Origin of the sequence: Peteryoungia aggregata LMG 23059 (assembly GCF_030814435.1) — a bacterium.
Lineage (GTDB): Bacteria > Pseudomonadota > Alphaproteobacteria > Rhizobiales > Rhizobiaceae > Allorhizobium > Allorhizobium aggregatum.
This window is the reverse complement of the sequence record NZ_JAUSUW010000001.1, coordinates 39532-58935: the sequence shown is the minus strand read 5'-3', so window position 1 is coordinate 58935 and position 19404 is coordinate 39532. Positions and strand designations below refer to the sequence as shown.

General features: G+C 62.2%; 17 protein-coding genes. 6 read left to right on the top strand and 11 right to left on the bottom strand.

Annotated elements, in window-relative coordinates:
- Positions 1–64: 64 nt before the first annotated feature.
- The 3 genes from J2045_RS00290 (at position 65) to J2045_RS00280 (ending at position 3866) form a co-directional block, all read left to right on the top strand.
- Positions 65–1099 carry a flagellar motor protein MotA gene (locus tag J2045_RS00290; RefSeq protein ID WP_307367793.1) on the top strand — a complete coding sequence of 345 codons (1035 nt, stop codon included), beginning with the start codon at positions 65–67 and terminating at the stop codon, positions 1097–1099.
- The gene (locus tag J2045_RS00285; protein ID WP_307367790.1) at positions 1100–2131 is read left to right on the top strand and encodes a peptidoglycan -binding protein; all 1032 of its coding nucleotides are present in this window, start codon (positions 1100–1102) and stop codon (positions 2129–2131) included. It begins immediately after the preceding gene.
- 88 nt (positions 2132–2219) lie between these two features.
- The gene (locus tag J2045_RS00280) at positions 2220–3866 is read left to right on the top strand and encodes an FAD-binding dehydrogenase (RefSeq protein ID WP_307367788.1); all 1647 of its coding nucleotides are present in this window, start codon (positions 2220–2222) and stop codon (positions 3864–3866) included.
- A gap of 66 nt (positions 3867–3932) precedes the next feature.
- Here the strand turns inward: J2045_RS00280 and J2045_RS00275 are convergent, their stop codons facing one another.
- Positions 3933–4904: a Bug family tripartite tricarboxylate transporter substrate binding protein gene (locus J2045_RS00275; RefSeq protein ID WP_307367784.1), complete on the bottom strand. Its 972-nt coding sequence runs from the start codon at positions 4902–4904 to the stop codon at positions 3933–3935.
- Between the two features lie 213 nt (positions 4905–5117).
- Positions 5118–6920 carry an ABC transporter transmembrane domain-containing protein gene (locus J2045_RS00270; protein ID WP_307367779.1) on the bottom strand — a complete coding sequence of 601 codons (1803 nt, stop codon included), beginning with the start codon at positions 6918–6920 and terminating at the stop codon, positions 5118–5120.
- A gap of 188 nt (positions 6921–7108) precedes the next feature.
- Between J2045_RS00270 and rpmE the strand changes: the two genes are divergently transcribed.
- Complete coding sequence (gene rpmE / locus J2045_RS00265; RefSeq protein WP_166600943.1) at positions 7109–7330, top strand: 50S ribosomal protein L31; 222 nt, start codon at positions 7109–7111, stop codon at positions 7328–7330.
- 248 nt (positions 7331–7578) lie between these two features.
- A complete protein-coding gene (locus J2045_RS00260; RefSeq protein ID WP_307367775.1) occupies positions 7579–9030 on the top strand; it encodes a methyl-accepting chemotaxis protein in 1452 nt (483 codons plus the stop codon).
- Positions 9031–9175: 145 nt separating this feature from the next.
- On the opposite strand, the gene rcdA is transcribed toward J2045_RS00260, so the two are convergent.
- From rcdA to J2045_RS00245, 3 genes are all read right to left on the bottom strand, one after another.
- The gene (gene rcdA / locus J2045_RS00255; protein ID WP_166600941.1) at positions 9176–9694 is read right to left on the bottom strand and encodes a protease adaptor protein RcdA; all 519 of its coding nucleotides are present in this window, start codon (positions 9692–9694) and stop codon (positions 9176–9178) included.
- A gap of 352 nt (positions 9695–10046) precedes the next feature.
- A complete protein-coding gene (locus J2045_RS00250; RefSeq protein WP_307367772.1) occupies positions 10047–10241 on the bottom strand; it encodes a DUF1192 domain-containing protein in 195 nt (64 codons plus the stop codon).
- On the bottom strand, positions 10238–11533 hold the full coding sequence (locus J2045_RS00245; RefSeq protein ID WP_307367769.1) for an MFS transporter: 1296 nt from the start codon (positions 11531–11533) through the stop codon (positions 10238–10240). Before J2045_RS00245 ends, J2045_RS00250 begins: the two co-directional genes overlap by 4 nt.
- Before the next feature lie 207 nt (positions 11534–11740).
- Here J2045_RS00245 and J2045_RS00240 point away from each other — a divergent pair, with 207 nt between their 5' ends.
- Positions 11741–11896 (top strand): hypothetical protein, encoded by a 156-nt coding sequence (locus J2045_RS00240; protein ID WP_307367766.1) that lies wholly within the window; start codon positions 11741–11743, stop codon positions 11894–11896.
- Positions 11897–11908: 12 nt separating this feature from the next.
- Here J2045_RS00240 and J2045_RS00235 read toward each other — a convergent pair whose 3' ends face one another.
- The 6 genes from J2045_RS00235 to gap form a co-directional block, all read right to left on the bottom strand.
- Complete coding sequence (locus tag J2045_RS00235; protein ID WP_307367762.1) at positions 11909–12352, bottom strand: PACE efflux transporter; 444 nt, start codon at positions 12350–12352, stop codon at positions 11909–11911.
- 123 nt (positions 12353–12475) lie between these two features.
- Positions 12476–13399, bottom strand: a complete 924-nt coding sequence (locus J2045_RS00230) for a PhzF family phenazine biosynthesis protein (protein WP_307367759.1) — start codon at positions 13397–13399, stop codon at positions 12476–12478.
- A gap of 103 nt (positions 13400–13502) precedes the next feature.
- Positions 13503–14417: a fructose bisphosphate aldolase gene (locus J2045_RS00225; RefSeq protein ID WP_307367756.1), complete on the bottom strand. Its 915-nt coding sequence runs from the start codon at positions 14415–14417 to the stop codon at positions 13503–13505.
- A gap of 417 nt (positions 14418–14834) precedes the next feature.
- Entirely contained in the window at positions 14835–16034 is a 1200-nt protein-coding gene (locus J2045_RS00220) for a phosphoglycerate kinase (protein ID WP_307367753.1), read from the bottom strand.
- A gap of 84 nt (positions 16035–16118) precedes the next feature.
- Positions 16119–17948, bottom strand: coding sequence for a potassium/proton antiporter (locus J2045_RS00215; protein WP_307367750.1), 1830 nt, complete (start codon positions 17946–17948; stop codon positions 16119–16121).
- A 373-nt stretch (positions 17949–18321) separates the two neighbouring features.
- Complete coding sequence (gene gap, locus J2045_RS00210) at positions 18322–19332, bottom strand: type I glyceraldehyde-3-phosphate dehydrogenase (RefSeq protein ID WP_307367747.1); 1011 nt, start codon at positions 19330–19332, stop codon at positions 18322–18324.
- Positions 19333–19404 lie beyond the last annotated feature (72 nt).

Here is a 19404-nt window from a genome sequence, read left to right as displayed (position 1 = left end):
GCTTCAATTCGTCTCAATTTTCCACTAGCCTCCGGTCCAAGATTCCCCGGAGGTCGAGTGTATTATGGCGAAAGTGAAGTTGGAGGACCTGGAGGCGGCCGGAACGCCGACAGGAGAATACGGTCAGAAGCTCTCCAGCCCGATGCCCTTCTTCACGACGATGGTGATCTTCCTGATCATCGTGTCGTTCATCGCCGCCATCCTCTATCGGCAGGCACACGCCGCCTTCATCACCAATCCCGGCCTGAACGGCCTGATCCTGGGTGTTCTCGCCATTGGCATCATCCTGGTGTTCAGCCAGGTGCTTGCGCTGCGGCCGGAGGTGCGCTGGTTCAACTCGTTCCGTGCAGCTGGCGACAATGCCGCTCGGGTGGGCCGCGATCCGCGTCTCCTTGCGCCGATGCGGGCGCTGATCGGCGGTCGCCGCTCGATGGCGATCTCGACCACCGCGCTGCGTTCCATTCTCGATTCGATCGGCACACGGCTCGACGAATCGCGTGACACCAGCCGTTATCTGATCGGCCTCCTCGTCTTTCTCGGCCTGCTTGGTACCTTCTGGGGCCTGATCGGAACGATCGGCTCGATCAACGCGGTGATCCAGTCGCTGGATCCGGCCTCCGGTGACAGCAATGACATCCTGCAATCGTTGAAATCGGGCCTGACGGCACCGCTCGCCGGCATGGGCACCGCATTTTCGTCCTCCCTGCTCGGGCTTTCGGGCTCGCTGATCCTGGGCTTCCTCGACCTCCAGGCTGGTCGTGCGCAGAACCGTTTCTACACGGAGCTGGAAAACTGGCTGTCCTCGGTGACCGATCTCGATTCCGAACGTCCGGTGGTCACGGATGCGTCTGGGGCGGTTGCTGGAGAAGATGTCCGCCTTCTGGTGGTAGAGATTCAGAAGCTCGCCAGCCGTGAGGGCAATGATCGCTCGGTGGCCGCGATTGCGGGCCTGGCCGAGGGTATTCAGGGGCTGGTCAAGAACATGCGCAACGAACAGCAGATGCTGCGTGACTGGATCGAGGCGCAACAGGAGGATGCGCGTGCCATGCGCAAGACGCTCGACCGGCTGAACGACAAGATCAGCGGGAGCAACAAGTAAATGGCGCTGGGGCGCAACCGGCGCCGCGAGCGCGGCATCGACTATTGGCCGGGCTTTGTCGATGCCCTGTCGACCCTTCTGCTCGCGATCATGTTCCTGCTCACGGTCTTCGTCGTTGCGCAGTTCATCCTTGGCCGCGAGATCTCGGGCAAGGACGAGGTGCTCAACCGGCTGAACAGCCAGATCGCGGAACTGACGCAGTTGCTGGCGCTTGAAAAGAGCGGCAAGCAGGATCTCGAGGATACCCTGGCGTCCCTGCAATCCTCTCTTGCGTCATCGGAAGCCGATCGGTCGCGGCTGCAACAGCTCCTCGACAGCGGGGCAGGATCTGCCGATGTGGCCAACGAAAAGGTGGGGCGCCTGACCGATGCCCTGGATACCGAAAAGCAGGTCAGCGCTCGCGCCATGAGCCAGATCGAGCTGCTCAACCAGCAAATCGCTGCTCTGCGGGCGCAGATCGCGGCGGTCGAGGAGGCTCTGCAGGCGTCCGAGGCCAAGGGTCAGTCGTCCCAGGCCCGGATTGCCGATCTTGGACGCCGTCTCAATGTGGCGCTTGCCCAGCGTGTCCAGGAACTGAACCGTTACCGCTCCGACTTCTTCGGGAGGCTGCGCGAGATCCTCTCCGATCGCGAAAACATCCGGATCGTCGGCGACCGCTTCGTCTTCCAGTCGGAAGTCCTCTTCCCCGTCGGTGGGGCTGATCTCGATGCTGCAGGGCAGGCGGAGATGGACAAGCTTGCTGCGGCCCTGCTTGAACTCGCCCAGGAAATTCCCCCGGAGATCAACTGGGTGCTTCGCGTCGACGGTCACACGGATGCTTCCCCTCTCACCGGCACGGGTCGTTACCGCGACAACTGGGAGCTTTCGTCCGCCCGTGCCACCTCCGTGGTCAAGTATCTGATTTCCCGTGGTGTGCCTGCCAACCGCCTCGTGGCGGCCGGCTTCGGCGAGTTTCAGCCAATTGCCGAGGGCGATTCGCCCGAAGTCCTCTCCCAGAACCGGCGCATCGAGCTCAAGCTGACCGAGCGCTGAGCCCATGCGGAATTGTTTGCCCGTCAGACAACTTGCCTGAAGTCTTACGTGCGCGTAAAGGTAAGGAAATTGGCATCGGGAGGGCGGCATGCAGGAATTCGACGTCATCGTCATCGGCGGCGGTCTCGCTGGACTGGTGGCTGCCACGGAGGCGGTCGATCGCGGTCTGAAAGTCTGCCTGATCGACCAGGAAGGCGCGCAAAACCTGGGAGGCCAGGCCTTCTGGTCGCTCGGCGGTCTGTTCCTCATCGACAGCCCGGAGCAGCGACGCATGGGGGTTCGCGACAGCCTAGAGCTGGCGCGGCAGGACTGGTTCGGGTCGGCGGCCTTTGATCGCACGGAAGATTTCTGGCCTCGGCAATGGGCCGAAGCCTATCTGCAGTTTGCTGCGGGAGAAAAACGCGGCTGGCTGAGAGAGCAGGGCGTGCGCTGGTTCCCGGTCGTCGGCTGGGCGGAGCGGGGCGGTGGTCACGCGGACGGTCACGGCAATTCGGTGCCGCGCTTCCATGTGACCTGGGGGACGGGCCCCGGCGTACTTGCGCCCTTCGTCCAGCGCGCGGAGGCTGCGGCGGCCACGGGCAAACTCACCTTCCTCTTTCGCCATCAGGTCGACCGCCTGACAGTGACCGATGGTGCCGTCACCGGCGCGTCCGGCATGATTCTCGCCGGAGATGCGACACCGCGCGGTGGATCGAGTTCGCGCAACGTGGTCGGTGATTTCGAGGTTCGAGCGGGCTCGGTCATCGTGGCCTCCGGTGGCATCGGCGGCAATCACGACCTCGTCCGCAAGAGCTGGCCGATTGATCGCCTCGGACCGGCCCCGAAACACATGGTGGCCGGCGTTCCCGCCCATGTCGATGGTCGCATGCTCGCGATCACGCAAGGTGCCGGCGGCGAGATCATCAATGGCGACCGGATGTGGCACTATACCGAGGGCCTCAAGAACTGGGATCCGATCTGGCCAAACCATGGCATCCGCATCCTGCCGGGACCGTCTTCGTTCTGGTGCGATGCCGAGGGTAATCGTTTCCCGGCTCCGGCGATGCCGGGCTTCGACACGCTCGCGACGCTGAAGGCGATCCGCTCCCGCGGACATGACTATTCCTGGTTCATCCTGAACAAGGCGATCATCAAGAAGGAGTTCGCACTCTCGGGCTCCGAGCAGAACCCCGACCTGACCGGCAAGAATATTCCGCTGCTCCTCAAGCGTCTCGGCAAGAACCCGCCGGGGCCGGTGCAGGCCTTCATGGACAAGGGCGAGGATTTCGTCGTTCGTGACAATCTGGAAGACCTCGTCGCCGGGATGAACGAGCTTTCAGGCGAGCATCGTCTCGGCGTGCATCATGTGCGTGCCCAGATTGAGGCCCGCGACCGTGAGATGAGCAACAGCTTTTCCAAGGATGCGCAGGTTGTCGCCATTCGCGGCGCACGCAACTATCTCGGCGACAAGCTGATGCGAACGGCCAAGCCACACCGGCTACTCGATCCGGCAGCCGGTCCGCTGATCGGCGTCAGGCTGCATATCCTCACCCGCAAGACGCTGGGTGGGCTGCATACGGATCTCGACGGGCGCGTGCTGAACCGCGAGAACAAGCCGGTGCCGGGGCTTTATGCGGCGGGCGAGGTCTCCGGCTTCGGCGGCGGCGGCATGCATGGCTACAACGCGCTGGAAGGCACCTTCCTCGGGGGCTGCCTGTTCTCCGGCCGGGTGGCAGGGAGAAGCGTCGGGCGCTGATCAGGCGCAGAGGCCGAATAAAAAGGGCGGCGCGTGCCGCCCTTTTCCGTTCGTGCCGGTTTCGGCTCAGTCCATCTGGACGTTCGCGTCCTTGACGACCGGCGTCCATTTCGCGACTTCGGCCTTCACATGCGTGGCAAGTTCGTCCGGGGTCGAGGCAACGATTGTGGCGGAGAATTCCTTCATCCGCTCGGCGACACCGGGGTCGGCCATGGCCTTGACGGCTGCGGCGTTCAGCCGGTCGACGACCTCCTTCGGCGTGTCCTTCGGGGCAAAGAGCGCGTTCCAGGTATAGGTTTCGTAGCCCGGCAGGCCTGCCTCGGCCATGGTCGGTATATCCGGGAAGGATGGCGCCCGTTCGGCCGTGGTCACGGCGAGCGCCCTCAGCGTGCCCGCCTTGATATGGGCAGACGAGGAGGGGAGGTTGTCGAACATGACCGATACCTGGTTGCCGAGCAGGTCGTTGAGCGCAGGGCCCGATCCCTTGTAGGGGATGTGCTCCATGGTCACGTCGGCCATGGACTTGAACAGCTCTCCCGACAGGTGCAGAGGCGTGCCATTGCCGGAGGATGCGTAGCTCCATTTGTCCGGCTCGGCCTTCAGGAGCGCCAGAAGCTCCTCGACCGATTTTGCCGGCAGTTCGGGATTGACGACCAGCACGTTCGGCACCAGCACCAGCAGCGAGACGGGGGCGAAATCCGCCTCGGCGTCATAGGGCTTGTTCTTCAGGATCAGTGGATTGAGCGCGTGGGTGGCGACCGTGCCCATCAGGATCGTGTAGCCATCCGGCTCGGCCCGGGCGACATTGCCGGCGCCGAGGCTCCCGCCGGCACCTGCCACGTTCTGTACTATCACCTGCTGGCCGAGATCCTCCGACATTTTCTCGGCAATCACGCGGGCGACGACGTCGGTCGATCCGCCTGCGGCAAAGGGCACGACGAGCGTCACGGGACGCTCGGGAAAGGCTGCCTGTGCCTGGGCAGCCAGCAGAAGGCCGGCACTCAGACCGGCGGCAAAAAGGGATTTGGTGAACGACATGACTACTCCTCCATCCAGTGTCGAATGTCCGCCGACGCTGCTCCTCCAGCTCCGGCAACGAGCGTAAGTGTGGCAGGCATGCGGACGGGTTCAACCAGAGGCCGTGCGTCATTGGTCCTGGGTGAGGAGCGGTGGCATCGAGTGAGTGGAAATCCACCCATTTGACGCCTTCTGAGGGGTGGATCTCCACCCATCACGGGTGTGGGGCGAGCGCTACTGCGCTGCTGCGGTGAAGTCGCGGCCACCGGTCTCGAATTGCAGCCGGGCGAGCTTGGCGTAGAGGCCGCCCTGCTGGATGAGGCTCTGATGCGTGCCTTCCTCGACGATCCGGCCGTCGTCGAGCACCAGAATGCGGTCGGCCTTCAGCACGGTTGCCAGCCGGTGGGCAATCACGATGGTGGTGCGGTCGCGCATCAGTCCGTCGAGGGCCTTTTGCACGAGGGTCTCGCTTTCCGCGTCGAGCGCCGACGTCGCTTCGTCGAGAAGAAGCAGCGGCGCGTCGCGCAAGAGGGCGCGGGCAATCGCGATGCGCTGGCGCTGGCCGCCGGAGAGCGTCACGCCGCGTTCGCCGACGATGGTGTCGAAGCCGTTTTCCAGCTTGCTGATGAATTCGCTGGCCTGGGCCGATTCCGCTGCCGACTCGACCATGCCGCGGCAGGCATTGGGGGTGCCGAAGGCGATGTTGTCGTGGATCGACGAGGCGAAGATCGTCGTGTCCTGCGGCACGATCGCGATGCGTGCCCGAACGGCCTGCGGATCTGCTTCGCGAATATCGACGCCGTCGAGCCTGATCGTGCCGGATGCCGGATCGTAGAAGCGCAGAATCAGGGAGAAGATCGTGCTCTTGCCCGCACCCGAGGGGCCGACGATTGCGACCGTTTCGCCATGGGCGACCGAGAAGGAGAGCCCGTTCAGCGCTGATTTCGTCTTCGCCGACGGATAGGTGAAGTGGACGTTGTCGAAGGTCAGGCTGCCCTGGGCTGGTTCTGGCAGGGCCTTGGGTACGGCCGGGGCCGCGATGGCGGGATGTTCGGCCAGCAGTTCATGCAGGCGTTCGGCCGCACCGGCGGCCTGGGAGAGTTCCCCCCAGACTTCCGAGAGGGTGCCGAGCGAGCCGGCCGCGATCAGCGAATAGAGCAGGAACTGGCCGAGCGTGCCGCCGCTCATCGAGCCGGCGAGTACGCTCTGGGCGCCGTACCAGAGCACGCCGACAACGCTGCCGAAAACGAGCGCGATGGCGACACCGGTCAGCAGGGCGCGCGAGCGGATGGCGGAGCGGGCGGCTTCGTAGGCGCTTTCGACTGCGGAGAAGTAGCGGCCACGGGCGGCTTCCTCGGCATTGAAGGCCTGTAGCGTGCGGGCGGCGCTGATGACTTCGCCTGCATAGGACGAGGCTCCGGCGAGTGTGTCCTGGGCGGTGCGCGAGCGCTGGCGGACCGATCGGCCAAAGCCGACCAGCGGGAAGACGATGACCGGGATGGCCGCCAGCACCATGATCGAGAGCTTCGGGCTGGTGGCGATCATCATCGCCACGGCGCCCAGACAGAGGATGGTGTTGCGCAATGCAAGCGAGGCGGTCGCGCCGACGGCGGATTTCAGCTGAGTCGTGTCGGCGGTGAGACGCGAGACAATCTCGCCTGACTGGTTGATGTCGAAGAAGGAGGGCGAGAGCCGCGTGACATGAGCGAAGACATCGCGGCGAAGGTCGGCCACGACGCGCTCACCAATGGTGATGACATAGTAGTAGCGCAGGGCACTTGCCACGGCGAGCACGAGCGCCATGACGATCATCATGGCGAAATACTTGTTGATGAAGGCGCTGTCGGCTGCCTGGAAGCCATGGTCCAGCATGCGGCGGATGGCGATCGGCAAGGCGAGCGTGGTTGCCGCTGCCAGACAGAGGAAGACGAGGGCGCCGGCAACCAGTCCCCGGTAGTTCCTCAGATAGGGAAAAAGGCTGGTCAGAGGCTTCAGAGAGCGGCGCTTCTTGTCTGTGGTATCTGCTTCCGAGGTCACTCTGTCATGCTCCTTCAGTGCTTACGGGCTTTCGCGCCATGGCACTTGTTATCCCTGCGCCCTTCATGTATAGGCACGGCATCGAATTGGGAAGCCGTAGCCCAGACGGACTGCGGCTTCATCTATTGAATAGGTTCTGCCGAGGCAATTGCGGCATATGGACCCCACGGCACAGCAGGAATAGAGCGATGAAGGCTGACATCCATCCCGACTACCACGTCATCAAAGTCGTCATGACCGATGGCACCGAATATGAGACGCGTTCGACCTGGGGTTCGGCTGGCGCCGTCATGAACCTGGAAATCGACCCGAGCTCGCACCCGGCCTGGACCGGTGGCAACCAGCAGCTGCTGGACCGCGGCGGTCGCGTTTCGAAGTTCAACAAGCGTTTCGGCGGCCTCGGCCTCTGATCGTTCGAACGATATTGAATACCAAAAGCCCGGCCTCTGTGCCGGGCTTTTGCGTTGTTGGCGCGCTCTGCCGACTTCATCCTGTCCGCGTCACGGTCGAGCTTTCGATGCCTGAATTCATTCGAACTGCCCGCCGCTTGTTGGGCTGCAGCTGGCGTTGTCCGTCCTCGTCCAAGTTAACAGGTTGTTCAGTATGAATACCTCAATATGCGCATATTCTAACCCAAAACTCGGAGCGGGTTGCGCGCATGATCGACATCGAAGCGAAACTGAAGTCTTGGAATGCAGCGGACAAGGTCAAGGGTGAGGTTGTCCGCGACGCGATCCTGCCGGAACTTCGGGGCGTGCTGGAGCGTGCCTACAAGTCCATCGGCGTCAGCCCACTGCCGGACGCCCTGTACAGTCAGGAAGAGAGAAAATTCCGAAGCATTTCGATTGGCGACTTCTCCAAAGGCTATTTCGACGAGCAGGCAGTGATTGCACGCAACATTGCCTCGCAGGTGGACTATGTCGATTACCTCAGTGGTTATGCCCACTACAGCAGTGGCCTCATCTGCGCGCTCGTCGATAAAGTCCGGTGGAAGAACAAGTCGAAGCGGGATGAGTTGTTGCTCACTCTGATGCGTGCCGTCTTCAGCGATGTCGCGGTTGCGATGAACCACTTTTTTCAGCAAGGCCAGGAGCAGATGGAGGAGGAGCGTCGTGAGCGTGATCTCTTGCTCCAGAAGGAGGCGGAACATCTCAAGGTCGCCGTCTCATCCATCGGGGGCGGGTTGAAGCGCCTCGCCGAAGGGGATCTGGAGCACCGCCTCGAGCAGCCGCTGAACCAGAATTACGAACCGCTTCGTCAGGACTTCAATCTCTCGGTCGAGCAATTGTCCGCGGTTCTTGCCTCTGTGCTATCCACAGCCGCGACCATCGATGAGGGCACGCAGGACCTGACGCAAAGTGCCAATGACCTGTCTACGCGCAGCGAGCGGCAGGCCGCATCCCTCGAACAGACCGCTGCGGCTTTGGACCAGATCACGTCCAGCGTCACCTCTGCCAGCAACACGACCGACCAGGCGCGCAAGATCGCGCTGGTGGCCAATCAGGATGCAGCAAGGTCGGCCGAAGTCGTTGCCAATGCGGAAGACGCCATGCGCCGCATCGAGGAGAGCTCTCAGCAGATCTCCAACATCATCGGCGTGATCGACGAGATCGCCTTCCAGACCAACCTCCTTGCGCTCAACGCGGGTGTCGAAGCGGCGCGGGCCGGAGAGGCCGGCAAGGGCTTCGCGGTTGTCGCTCAAGAGGTGCGCGAGCTTGCTCAGCGTTCCGCCAATGCGGCGAAAGAAATCAAGGGGCTGATCCAGAACTCCTCAAGCCAGGTCGATAGTGGCGTGAAGCTCGTGCGCGACACCAGTGTCGCACTCAGCACGATCGGAGGCTATGTCTCCCAAATCAACCAGTTCATGGACAAGATTGCCAGCTCCGCTTCCGAGCAATCGACGGGCCTGGCGGAGGTCAATCGTGCCGTGAACGACATGGACAAGACCACGCAACAGAATGCTGCGATGGTGGAAGAGGCGACGGCTGCTTCCGAAGGGCTCGCCCAGGAGGCCGGACGTCTGCGTTCGCTGGTGAGCCAATTCAAGCTCTCTGCCAAGCCTGGCTCTGCGTCCGCATCGCACGGGCAAAGACTGCGACGGGCAGGCTGATCCTGCCGTCGCCTGCCTCTGCATCAGTGCGACCGTGAAGGGCGTCGTTGCCCCAGGGGTTCACTAGGTTTAGAGGCGCCCGCACCACAACAAAAACCCGGCACAGCAATCGCTGGCCGGGTGAAAGGTGGTGCTTGCGGCGTGATCAGCCGGCGGTGAATGCGGTCCGAAGCAGGTTCAGCTGAGCCTGTACGCTGTTTTCGTTGTCCGGCTGGAAGTCATCTTCGGTGGCCGGGCGATAGATCTCGCGGTCGAGCAGGGCGATGCGGTTCTGGAGGCGCAGGGAACGCTCCACGAGGTCGCGGAAGGCTTCCGGCAGATCGTTCCAGCCCGGTGCCGAGCGATCGACGTTGAAACCGTCGAGACGAACCTTGCTCTTCTCCGACAGAACCTGGTCGCGGCTCATTTCGCCATTGTTGACGGCGCGCTGGAGCAGAAGCCACGAGGCCATCTGCATCAGTCGGGTGGTCAGGCGCATCGACTCGGCCGCATACAGAACCGATGCCTGGCGCGGCAGAACCTTTGCGGCTGCGCGACCGGAGCCGTCGAGATAGGCGGCGGTTTCTTCAACCAATCCCATGCCTTCGGCATAGGTCGCCTTGAACTGGCTGGACGCTGCCACACGACCGGCGAAGCTAACCGTATTCACACCGAGTTCAGACATGAGTGTTTCCCTGTAAACGCATCACTTAGGCATGTAACGGCAGCGCTACGAACTTGTTCCTGCCGCATCTTGTGAAGCTACGATGCTACCAATAGCCCAAATCCGCAAGGCGAAACTTAAGGAAGGGTTAATTCCCACACCTTCGTGAAACCTTTGCCCCTTTGGACAAAAAAAGAGCCGCAAATGCGGCTCTCAAGGTAAAACAGGGAGAAAATCAGATCGACCTACAATAAGGAAATCGCCTGAATCCAGGAGCTCTGGATACCCATAGTTTCGCGCAGAAGGCTTAACGTGAAGTAAACGGAAACATGAGAAATGGTTCTTTCGCCGCCATTCCTGTAGAAATTACCCGTTATACTTTGGGGCCGAAGAGACTGTCGGCGGCCTTGCGGCCAGCCTCCTTGCGACCGATCTCGCCCTTGATCCGTTCAATCTCACTTTCGAGCAGCGTGATTCGGTGCCGCAATTCGTCGGCAGAGATGGCGGAGAGATCACAACCCAGTTCATGGCTCGTGCCGCGCTTGCGGGGTTCCTCGTCGATGATCATGCGCGCGCCTCCCTCTGCTGTTGTTCGTCATACGGCTCCTGGTCCGGCAGAGGCGCTGCACGCGGATCGAGGCTGAGGCCTTCCGGCGTGCTGCTCATCGGCGAGGCCGAGATCGGCAGGTTCGGAACATTCTCGCGATCGGCAGCCGGGATCGCGGCGCGCAGGCGGCTGCGATAGATCGCATAGGCCGAGATCAGGAGATGCGAGATTGCCGTGACCGCAAACAGGGCATAGGGGCCGGCGGCGGTCATGACCGGACCGCCAAGCGTCGGGCCGATGATCGTGCCGATGCCGAAGAGCAGCAGCAGGCCGCCTGAAACCTTGACGAACTCATCCGGCTTGGCGAAGTCGTTGGCATGGGCAACGGCGATCGGATAGAGGGCGTTGGCGGCAGCGCCATAGATGCCGACGAAAATGAAGATCCAGAGCGGATCGGTGGGCGTCAGGAAGACAAGGCCAAGGGCGGCAAAGGCGGCAAGTGCCGAGAGTGCGGCCAGCACGTAGCGACGGTCGATGCGGTCGGAGAGCTTCCCCGCCGGGAACTGCATGATGGCACCGAGGAAGATCGTCACCGACAGAAGCAGGGCAATGGTCGAGGCATCGAGGCCGGTGCGGGCGCCGAAGACGGCGCCCAGCGTGCCATAGGCGCCATTGGCGATGCCGATCATCAGGATGCCGACGAAAGAGACTGGCGAGTTGCGATAGAGCAGTGGCAGGTCGAGCTTGATCGATCGGAGCGGCTGCGGCGTGGCTGCGGTCGACATCAGCGTCGGCATCACGGCAAAGCCATAGACGATGCCGCAGACCATGAAGAGAACGGTGGTCTGAGGGTCAAGCGGGCCCACCAGCATCTGCCCCGCCACGACGCCAATCAGGGTGATCGAGATGTAGAGCGAGAAGATCATGCCCCGGCTCTCGTTGGTGGCGCGCTCGTTCAACCAGCTCTCGATGATCATCGAGGTGCCGGCGGTGCAGAATCCGGTGATGACGCGCAGCGCTACCCACCAGGTCGAATCGACGATGATGCCGGTCAAAAGTGCGTTGACCGAAATCAGCGAGACGAAGGTGGAGAAGGCCCTGACATGGCCGACGCGCATGACCAGCTTAGGTGCCACAAAGCAGCCGAGCACGAAGCCGGCGGCCCAGGTGGTGCCGAGCAGGCCGAGAACCTCGTTGGAATAGCCTTCGGCTGCGCCGCGCACCGGGAGCAGCAGCCCGTGCAGGCCGTTTCCGAGGAACAGGAAAAGCGTGCCCAGAAGCAGGGCCATTACCGGCAGAAGATTACGTCTCATGGCATTCTTGTCGATTGGTGTGGGTGGCGCCCGGAACGGAGGTGCACGACGAATTCACTGTAGCCGGATGTTCCTACCGTTGTCTGAATACGACCTTGGTGCTTGCAGGATTACCTTCTGGCGGGCAAAAGTGACAGTGATGTGGCTGCGTCGCCGTATCAAGAGCCGCCAGTGCGACATTCCGTGCGGGCTCCACAAGGAAATTCGATGACCAAGGCCATCTCCGCCTTTCTGATTCTCGCGATGATCGTCCAGGTGATCAAGCCGCTCGGCCTGCCGGGCTTGAAGCGACGCAGCGACTTCTGGAAACTGGCGGTGGTCGCCTTCGTCACCTGGTCGATCACGCTGTTGATCAGGCCATGAGTTGGCACCGCGTCAGTTCGCGGCGCCAGCCTTCTCCGTTTGCCATTCGGGCAGGGGAAAGAGCCGGTCATAGGCCCAGTTGAAGACGAAGGCGTAGACCAGGTAGAACAGGGCAAAGGCCACGTCCATGACGAAGGCCTGCCAGAGAGTGATGCCCAGATACCAGGCGATGAAGGGCATCAGGATCATCAGCAGGCCGACCTCGAACAGCAGGGCATGGAAGATGCGCATGGGCACCGTCTTCAGCGTCGTGCCGGTGAAGCGGCGCAACAGGTGGTCGAAACCGAGATTGTAGAGATAGTTCCAGCCCGTGGCGAGTGTGGCGGCACCGATGCCCACGACACCGATATCGTGCATCGGTATCGCGAAGACCCAGGCGCCGAGGGGCGTGATCATCGCGAGCCCAATCAGCTCGAAACTCACTGCGTGGCGGATGCGGTCTGCGACGCTGCGCATGTCTTTCCCTCCGGGAAAACAGGCGGGTCGTCCCGCAGTGATGGCCAAGGTGGTGAGGTCGTCCTCCACCGCGATATAGGGCCACGCATCGCCGCCGGCAAGGCGCAAAGCTCCTCCGCTGCCTCAGATCAGGATCGTCCCGCGCATGACTTCCACCGAGGCGCCGGTGATGGTGACGTGATCGAAGCCTCCACCCTGTGATCGAACATCCAGGTGGATAAGGCTGCGGCGGCCCATTTCCACGCCCTGTTCGATCAGGATCTGCCTTTCGGCCGGGGCGTTTCCGAGCGTCGTCAGAAATGCGCCTAGAGCGCCGGAGGCACTGCCGGTGGCCGGATCTTCCGCCACATTGTCGAAGGGGGCGAACATGCGGGCCCGAACATGGTCAGGACCAACCCATGTGTAGAGAAACGTGGCGCAGTCGGAACCTTCGCCAGCATGGGCGTCGCGGAGCACTGTCAGCGGCTCGATCCGGGAGCTGGCCCGTCCAAGGGCATCCAGGTCCTTCACCTCAACAAGGATGAATTTCAGGCCGACGGAGGCAAAGACCGGTTCATGGCGGCGTGTTTCGATGTCCTTCTCGTTCAGGCTCAGGCAGGGCGCGATGATGTTGGCCGGTATCTTGGCGCCGATCGTGAGAGGTCCCGGTGCGCGGATGGTCGTGCTGGTCACAGCGCCCCTTGCATCGCGCTGGACAGAGATCTCGACGAGCCCCGCCTTTTCCTCAAAACGAATGGTGTCGCCGACGGGCCTGCCGAAGATACTGCCTGATGCCGCCAGCACATGCGAGGTGCCGACATTCGGGTGGCCTGCGAAGGGCACTTCGGTGACCGGCGTAAAGATGCGGACTTCGGCCGTGTTCTCGGGGTTCTGCGGTGGCAGGACGAAAGTTGTCTCGGAATAGCCGAACTCTGCGGCGATCCGCTGCATGTCCGCCTCGCTCAGATCCCGCGCATCGGTGATGACGGCCAGAGGATTGCCGGCAAAGCGGGTATCGGTGAAGACATCGACGGTGATGAAAGGGATGGTGTGTGCAACGGTCGGCATAAGGGCTCCCGGAATCGTTGCCTTCTCCCTTAAAGCAAGAAGCCCGGCAGATGCCGGGCTTTCGTGTCCTGATGACAAGTTTCGGTTCAATTGGGGCTGCCGCTTACTCGGCCGCCATGGCTCCGACCTTCACGACGCTTGCGGCGTAGATCTGGTCGATGGTCTTCGCGATGCTGGCATTGAACTCCGCGTCGCTCATGCTCACCCGCAGCTGTTCGGCGAGCGCCCGCGAGAAGCTCGCGATCATGCCGTGGTTGCGGCTCAGCTTGTCGCAGGCATCCATCGTGCTGTAGCCGCCGGAGAGAGCCACAACGCGGACGACTGCATTGTGGGACATCAGCGGGGCGTAGAAATCGGCGACCGTCGGGATGGTGAGCTTCAGCATCACCTTGTCGCCTGATGGCAGCTTGTCGAGTTCAGCCGCGATCTCGTCGCGCAGGATGGCTTCAGCCTCGACCTTGGTCGGGCTCTTGATCGAGACTTCCGGCTCGATGATCGGAACCAGCCCCTGGCCAATGATCTGGCGGGCCACTTCGAACTGCTGTTTGACCACGGCTGCAATGCCGGCCTTGTCGGCATGGGCGATGACCGAGCGCATCTTGGTGCCGAAGATGCCCTTCTCGCGTCCGCGGATCAGCAGGGCGTCGAGGTCGGGCATCGGCTTCATCATCTGAACGCCGTTCTCTTCTTCGAGCAGGCCCTTGTCGATCTTCAGGAAAGGAACGACGCCGCGCTTCTCCCAGAGGAAGGACGGAACGGGCAGGCCGTCGACGTCACCATCCATGGTGCGTTCGAAGAGGATCGCGCCGATCACCTTGTCGCCGGTAAAGGCTGGCGCCTTCATGATGCGCACGCGCATGGCATGGATCAGGCGATACATCTCATCGTCGCCCTGGTAGTCGGTTTCTGCGATGCCATAGAGACGCAGGGCGCCGGGTGTCGAACCGCCGCTCTGATCCAGCGCTGCAATGAACCCCGGTGCCGAGGTCATCGTGTTCAACATCTTCGCGTCCACCATATCTCACTCCTATCCCTGAACATGGCGCGCCAGGCGCCGACCACTTCTTTGCTCTCTTGACCGTTCGGCCCAGCCGCCCCGATCAGTCCGTGACCGCCTTCGGTCTTCAAGACCGCGATGACTTCGGCGATAACAGAACTTGCCCGAACGGAAAATGGCCTGCTAACCTATTGAAACGATTGAAATGATTTCAATCGTTTGAAAATTCAAAGATTTTTAAATGCGGTTCAATCGGCAGCCGATCTGCGACCGTCACACCGCCAGCCTCCGGAAATCACAACCCTTCGACCGGACCAAGGTTCCCCTCAGGTATATATTAACATGTCTGGGCTGACGGCCAAATGACGATGCGCACGAAAAAACCGCGCGCCCGGGAGGCGCGCGGTTCGGTATTGTCCAGTCGGCTTGCCGCCGAGATCAGCCCTTGGTGAGGACAGCGACGCCTGGCAGTTCCTTGCCTTCCATCCATTCGAGGAAGGCACCGCCCGCCGTCGAGACATAGGAGAAGTCGCCGGCAACACCGGCATGGTTCAGCGCCGAGACCGTATCGCCACCACCGGCGACGGAGACGAGTTTGCCAGCCTTGGTCTGTTCGGCTGCATGGAGAGCGGCCGAGACGGTCGCCTTGTCGAAGGGGGCGATTTCGAAGGCGCCGAGCGGGCCGTTCCAGACCAGGGTCGCTGCCTTTTCGATCCAGCCGTTGATCAGCTCGACCGACTTCGGGCCGACGTCGAGCATCATCGCATCGGCGGGGATGGCGTTGATGTCGACGATTTCGTTTGCAGCGTTCGCCTTGAACTCGCGAGCAACGACGCCATCGATGGGGAGCACGATGGCGCAGCCGGCGGTCTTTGCCGTTTCCATGATCGAGCGGGCTGTGTCTGCGAGGTCGTGCTCGCAAAGCGACTTGCCGACATTGATGCCCTGGGCGGCGATGAAGGTATTGGCCATGCCGCCGCCGATGACGAGCGCGTCGACCTTGGTCACGAGGTTGGACAAGAGGTCGATCTTGGTCGAGACCTTGGCGCCGCCGACGATGGCGACGACCGGACGGGTCGGCTGTCCCAGACCCTTTTCGAGCGCCTCAAGTTCGGCCTGCATGGTGCGGCCGGCATAGGCCGGCAGGTGATGGGCGAGGCCTTCGGTCGAGGCGTGCGCGCGGTGCGCGGCGGAGAAGGCGTCGTTGACGTAGAGGTCGCCGTTCTTGGCGAGGTCTGCCACGAATTCCGGGGTGTTCTTCTCTTCACCCTTGTGGAAGCGGGTGTTTTCCAGCAGCAGGATGTCGCCGTTCTCCATTTTGGCGATGGCGTCTGCGGCGGGAGCTCCGATGCAGTCCGAGGCGAAGGCGACGCGCTGGTCGAGCACTTCCTCGACGGCGGGCGCGATCAGCGATAGCGACTGGTCGGCCACGGGTTCACCCTTCGGGCGGCCGAAATGGGCAAGCAGGATGACCTTGGCGCCCTTTTCCGACAGTTCGAGGATCGTCGGCGCCACACGCTCGATGCGCGTCGTGTCGGAAACCTTGCCGTCGGTGACGGGAACGTTGAGGTCGACGCGGACAAGCACGCGCTTGCCTGCGATGTCGGTGAGATCGTCGAGTGTCTTGAAAGCCGGCATGAAACTACCCGTCTTGAATGCTGTTGAACTGGGCTGACGGGCCGGACCTTACACCGCTTGCGTGACGGCGCAAGGCAAGCGCCGTCATTTTTCGCCGGTTCGTTTGCCGCCGGCCGCAGCGCGCTTGTGGCGGAGGTAATCGCTGGCGGCGCGGGCAAGTTCGCGAATGCTGAGGAAGATCGGCCAGGTAGTTGCGGGCTCCACCGGCTCCATCGAGACTCCGACGGAGGCGATATGGCCATTTTCGTCGATGTCCCGGACGATGAGAACAATCGTGCCGAGGCGGACCCGGTCGGCATAGTCGGCACGGCCGCCGACGCGCTGGGTGATCAGTTCGGCAACGGTCTTGCCGCGCTCGATGTCGGAGATGGACAATGGTCCATAGGCCTCGTCAAGATCGTGGACATGGGTGGCGGGCGAGATGGCGAACGTGCCGAAGAATTCGGTGTCATCCTCCTCGACCAGCGCTTCGGTGGCAAAGAGGCGGTCGAGCAGCCTGGAATAGCTGGGTGCAATGAAGAGATAGACCTGGTCGTTCTCGCGCAGGCGTCCGGCATACTGGTAGCGCATCGACTTGCCGTCGCGGATGACCAACGAGGGCATGGCCCAGCGCGGGATACGCTCGCCGCGCAGAACCGGACAGCCGGCCACAACACGGTAGGCGAGGAGTTCGTGATTGGCAGAGCCGGGCAGGTCGAGTTCGACCTTGTCGATCGCACCGATGCGCGGTGGGATGATGAGGCCCAGACGCCGGGCGAGCGGCTTGATCGTCCAGCCCTGCAGGACGAGCGAGATCATGACGACGATGAAGGCGGTGTTGAAGAAGACCTGGCCGTTTTCCATTGAGCCGATGACTGGAACGATGCCGAGCAGGATGGAAACCGCGCCACGCAGGCCGACCCAGGCGATGAAGCCCGTTTCGCGCTGGGTGAAGTCGAAGGGCAGCAGGCAGAGCCAGACGGCGATCGGCCTTGCGACAAAAACCAGGAAAAGCGCAAGCAGAACGGCTGGCAGCAGGATCTCCGGGAATTGCGAGGGTGTCGCGAGTAGCCCGAGCACGAGGAACATGATGATCTGGGCGAGCCAGGTCATGCCGTCCTGGAAGCGCTTGATTGCGACCGTGGAGGGCAGCTTGCGCGAACCGGCATAAATGCCGGCCACATAGACCGCCAGAAAGCCACTGCCACCGATCATGCCGGTGAAGGCGAAGATCATCAGGGCAAGTGCCAGCATGAAGATTGGGGCGAGCCCCTGTTCGATATGCAGCCTGCGCAAAATGAAGGCGATCGAGGCACCGCCGGCGAGGCCGAGAACCAGGCCGATGCCCATCTGCTCGACGAACAGCCGGAGGAGTTCTAGCGAGAGACCCCCTGCGCCGCTGCCGTTGGAGATGAGTTCAACCAGCGCGATGGCGAGAAAGATCGCCATCGGGTCGTTGGTGCCGGATTCCACTTCGAGCGACGAACGCACCCTGTCGCGGATGTTGATGCCGCCTATGCGCAGCAGGAAGAAGACGGCCGCTGCGTCGGTGGAGCCAAGGATCGCGCCGAGCAGCATGCCCTCGAGATAACTGAAGCCGAACAGGAAATGCGCGGCTACGCCCACAAGCAGTGTCGTGAGCAACACCCCGAGCGTCGCGAGCGTGAGGGCGGGTGCGGCCGAGAGCCGGAATGACTGCAGCGACGTGCCATAACCCGAATCAAACAGGACAACTGCGAGAGCCAGCGAGCCGACCACATAGGCGAGGGGAAAGTTGGAAAAATCGATCCCGAGACCGTCGACGCCGGCACCGAGGCCGATTGTCAGGAACAGAAGGAGGAGAGGTGCGCCGAAGCGAAAGGCAATCAGGCTCGAAAATGCGGCCAGAAAGACAAGGGCCGTTGCAACGAGCGTGACCGCATAAAATTCACTCAATCCTCTTCCCCTTTCCCGATGCCGGCCGAATGGCAACGCCACCACTGTCCGTTGCCGCCATCCGGCTGTCAAACCGAAAGGTGGTCGTTCCCCATCCTGGGACGGGTTCCTTCTCAAACCGGAAGATGTGGTGCTTGCCGAACGGCTTGAAGAGGGTGGAACAAGATCTTGAAGATAGTGGGGCGGATCGAAATTCTTCAATCCGGCCGACATGTTTTTATCTGGGTTCGGAAAGCAGTTCCCTGATCAGGGTGTAACTTGCACCCAGGAACACGATCGGAACAGTTTTCTGCCTTCCCTATCGTCGATGCCCCAAAAGGCAAAAAGGCGGACCATCGCTGGCCCGCCCTCAGGCGTGATCATTTCCGATAGATCAGATGAGCTTGGCCATGGCCACAGCCGTGTCCGACATGCGGTTGGAGAAGCCCCACTCGTTGTCGTACCAGGTCAGGATGCGCACGAAGTTGCCTTCGAGAACCTTGGTCTGGTCGAGCGCGAAGATCGACGAGTGGCTGTCATGGTTGAAGTCACGGGAAACCAGCGGCTCGTCGGTGTAGCCGAGGATGCCCTTCAGCGCGCCGTTGGAGGCGGCGATGATGGCGTCGTTGATTTCCTGCGCGGTGGTGTTCTTCTTGGCGACGAACTTGAAGTCGACGACCGAGACGTTCGGGGTCGGCACGCGGATCGAGGTGCCGTCCAGACGGCCCTTGAGATGCGGCAGGACGAGGCCCACGGCCTTGGCTGCACCGGTCGAGGTCGGGATCATGGACAGGGCTGCGGCGCGGGCGCGGTACAGGTCCTTGTGCATGGTGTCGAGCGTCGGCTGGTCACCCGTGTAGGAGTGGATCGTGGTCATGAAGCCGTGGTCGATGCCGACGGCGTCATCCAGCGTCTTGACGACCGGAACCAGGCAGTTCGTCGTGCAGGATGCGTTGGAGATGACCAGGTGGTCCTTGGTCAGCTGGTCGTGGTTGACGCCGAAAACGACCGTCAGGTCGGCGCCGTCAGCCGGAGCCGAGACGATGACGCGCTTGGCGCCAGCCTGGAGGTGAAGGGCAGCCTTGTCACGCGAGGTGAAGATGCCCGTGCATTCCATGGCGATGTCGACGCCGAGTTCCTTGTGGGGAAGCGTGGCCGGATCCTTGATCGCGGTGACCTTGATCGGCTTGCCGCCGCCAACGATGATCGAGTCGCCTTCGACCTTGACCGTGGCCGGGAACTTGCCGTGGATCGAGTCGTAGCGCAGCAGATGCGCGTTCGTCTCGACCGGGCCAAGATCGTTGATGGCGACGACTTCGATGTCGGTGCGGCCGGATTCGACGATGGCGCGGAGAACGTTACGTCCGATACGGCCGAAGCCGTTGATGGCAACTTTCACAGTCATTGGTTCACTCCCGATTTAATATTGAGCTCTTGGGCAATGTCAGGGCGCCCCGGGGGACGCCCTGGCGGGATT

Coding starts and splice junctions, on each gene's coding strand:
- J2045_RS00290 (WP_307367793.1), top strand. CDS start 65: ATGGCGAAAGTGAAGTTGGAGGACCTGGAGGCGGCCGGAACGCCGACA.
- J2045_RS00285 (WP_307367790.1), top strand. CDS start 1,100: ATGGCGCTGGGGCGCAACCGGCGCCGCGAGCGCGGCATCGACTATTGG.
- J2045_RS00280 (WP_307367788.1), top strand. CDS start 2,220: ATGCAGGAATTCGACGTCATCGTCATCGGCGGCGGTCTCGCTGGACTG.
- J2045_RS00275 (WP_307367784.1), bottom strand. CDS start 4,904: ATGTCGTTCACCAAATCCCTTTTTGCCGCCGGTCTGAGTGCCGGCCTT.
- rpmE (WP_166600943.1), top strand. CDS start 7,109: ATGAAGGCTGACATCCATCCCGACTACCACGTCATCAAAGTCGTCATG.
- J2045_RS00260 (WP_307367775.1), top strand. CDS start 7,579: ATGATCGACATCGAAGCGAAACTGAAGTCTTGGAATGCAGCGGACAAG.
- rcdA (WP_166600941.1), bottom strand. CDS start 9,694: ATGTCTGAACTCGGTGTGAATACGGTTAGCTTCGCCGGTCGTGTGGCA.
- J2045_RS00250 (WP_307367772.1), bottom strand. CDS start 10,241: ATGATCATCGACGAGGAACCCCGCAAGCGCGGCACGAGCCATGAACTG.
- J2045_RS00245 (WP_307367769.1), bottom strand. CDS start 11,533: ATGAGACGTAATCTTCTGCCGGTAATGGCCCTGCTTCTGGGCACGCTT.
- J2045_RS00240 (WP_307367766.1), top strand. CDS start 11,741: ATGACCAAGGCCATCTCCGCCTTTCTGATTCTCGCGATGATCGTCCAG.
- J2045_RS00235 (WP_307367762.1), bottom strand. CDS start 12,352: ATGCGCAGCGTCGCAGACCGCATCCGCCACGCAGTGAGTTTCGAGCTG.
- J2045_RS00230 (WP_307367759.1), bottom strand. CDS start 13,399: ATGCCGACCGTTGCACACACCATCCCTTTCATCACCGTCGATGTCTTC.
- J2045_RS00225 (WP_307367756.1), bottom strand. CDS start 14,417: ATGGTGGACGCGAAGATGTTGAACACGATGACCTCGGCACCGGGGTTC.
- J2045_RS00220 (WP_307367753.1), bottom strand. CDS start 16,034: ATGCCGGCTTTCAAGACACTCGACGATCTCACCGACATCGCAGGCAAG.
- gap (WP_307367747.1), bottom strand. CDS start 19,332: ATGACTGTGAAAGTTGCCATCAACGGCTTCGGCCGTATCGGACGTAAC.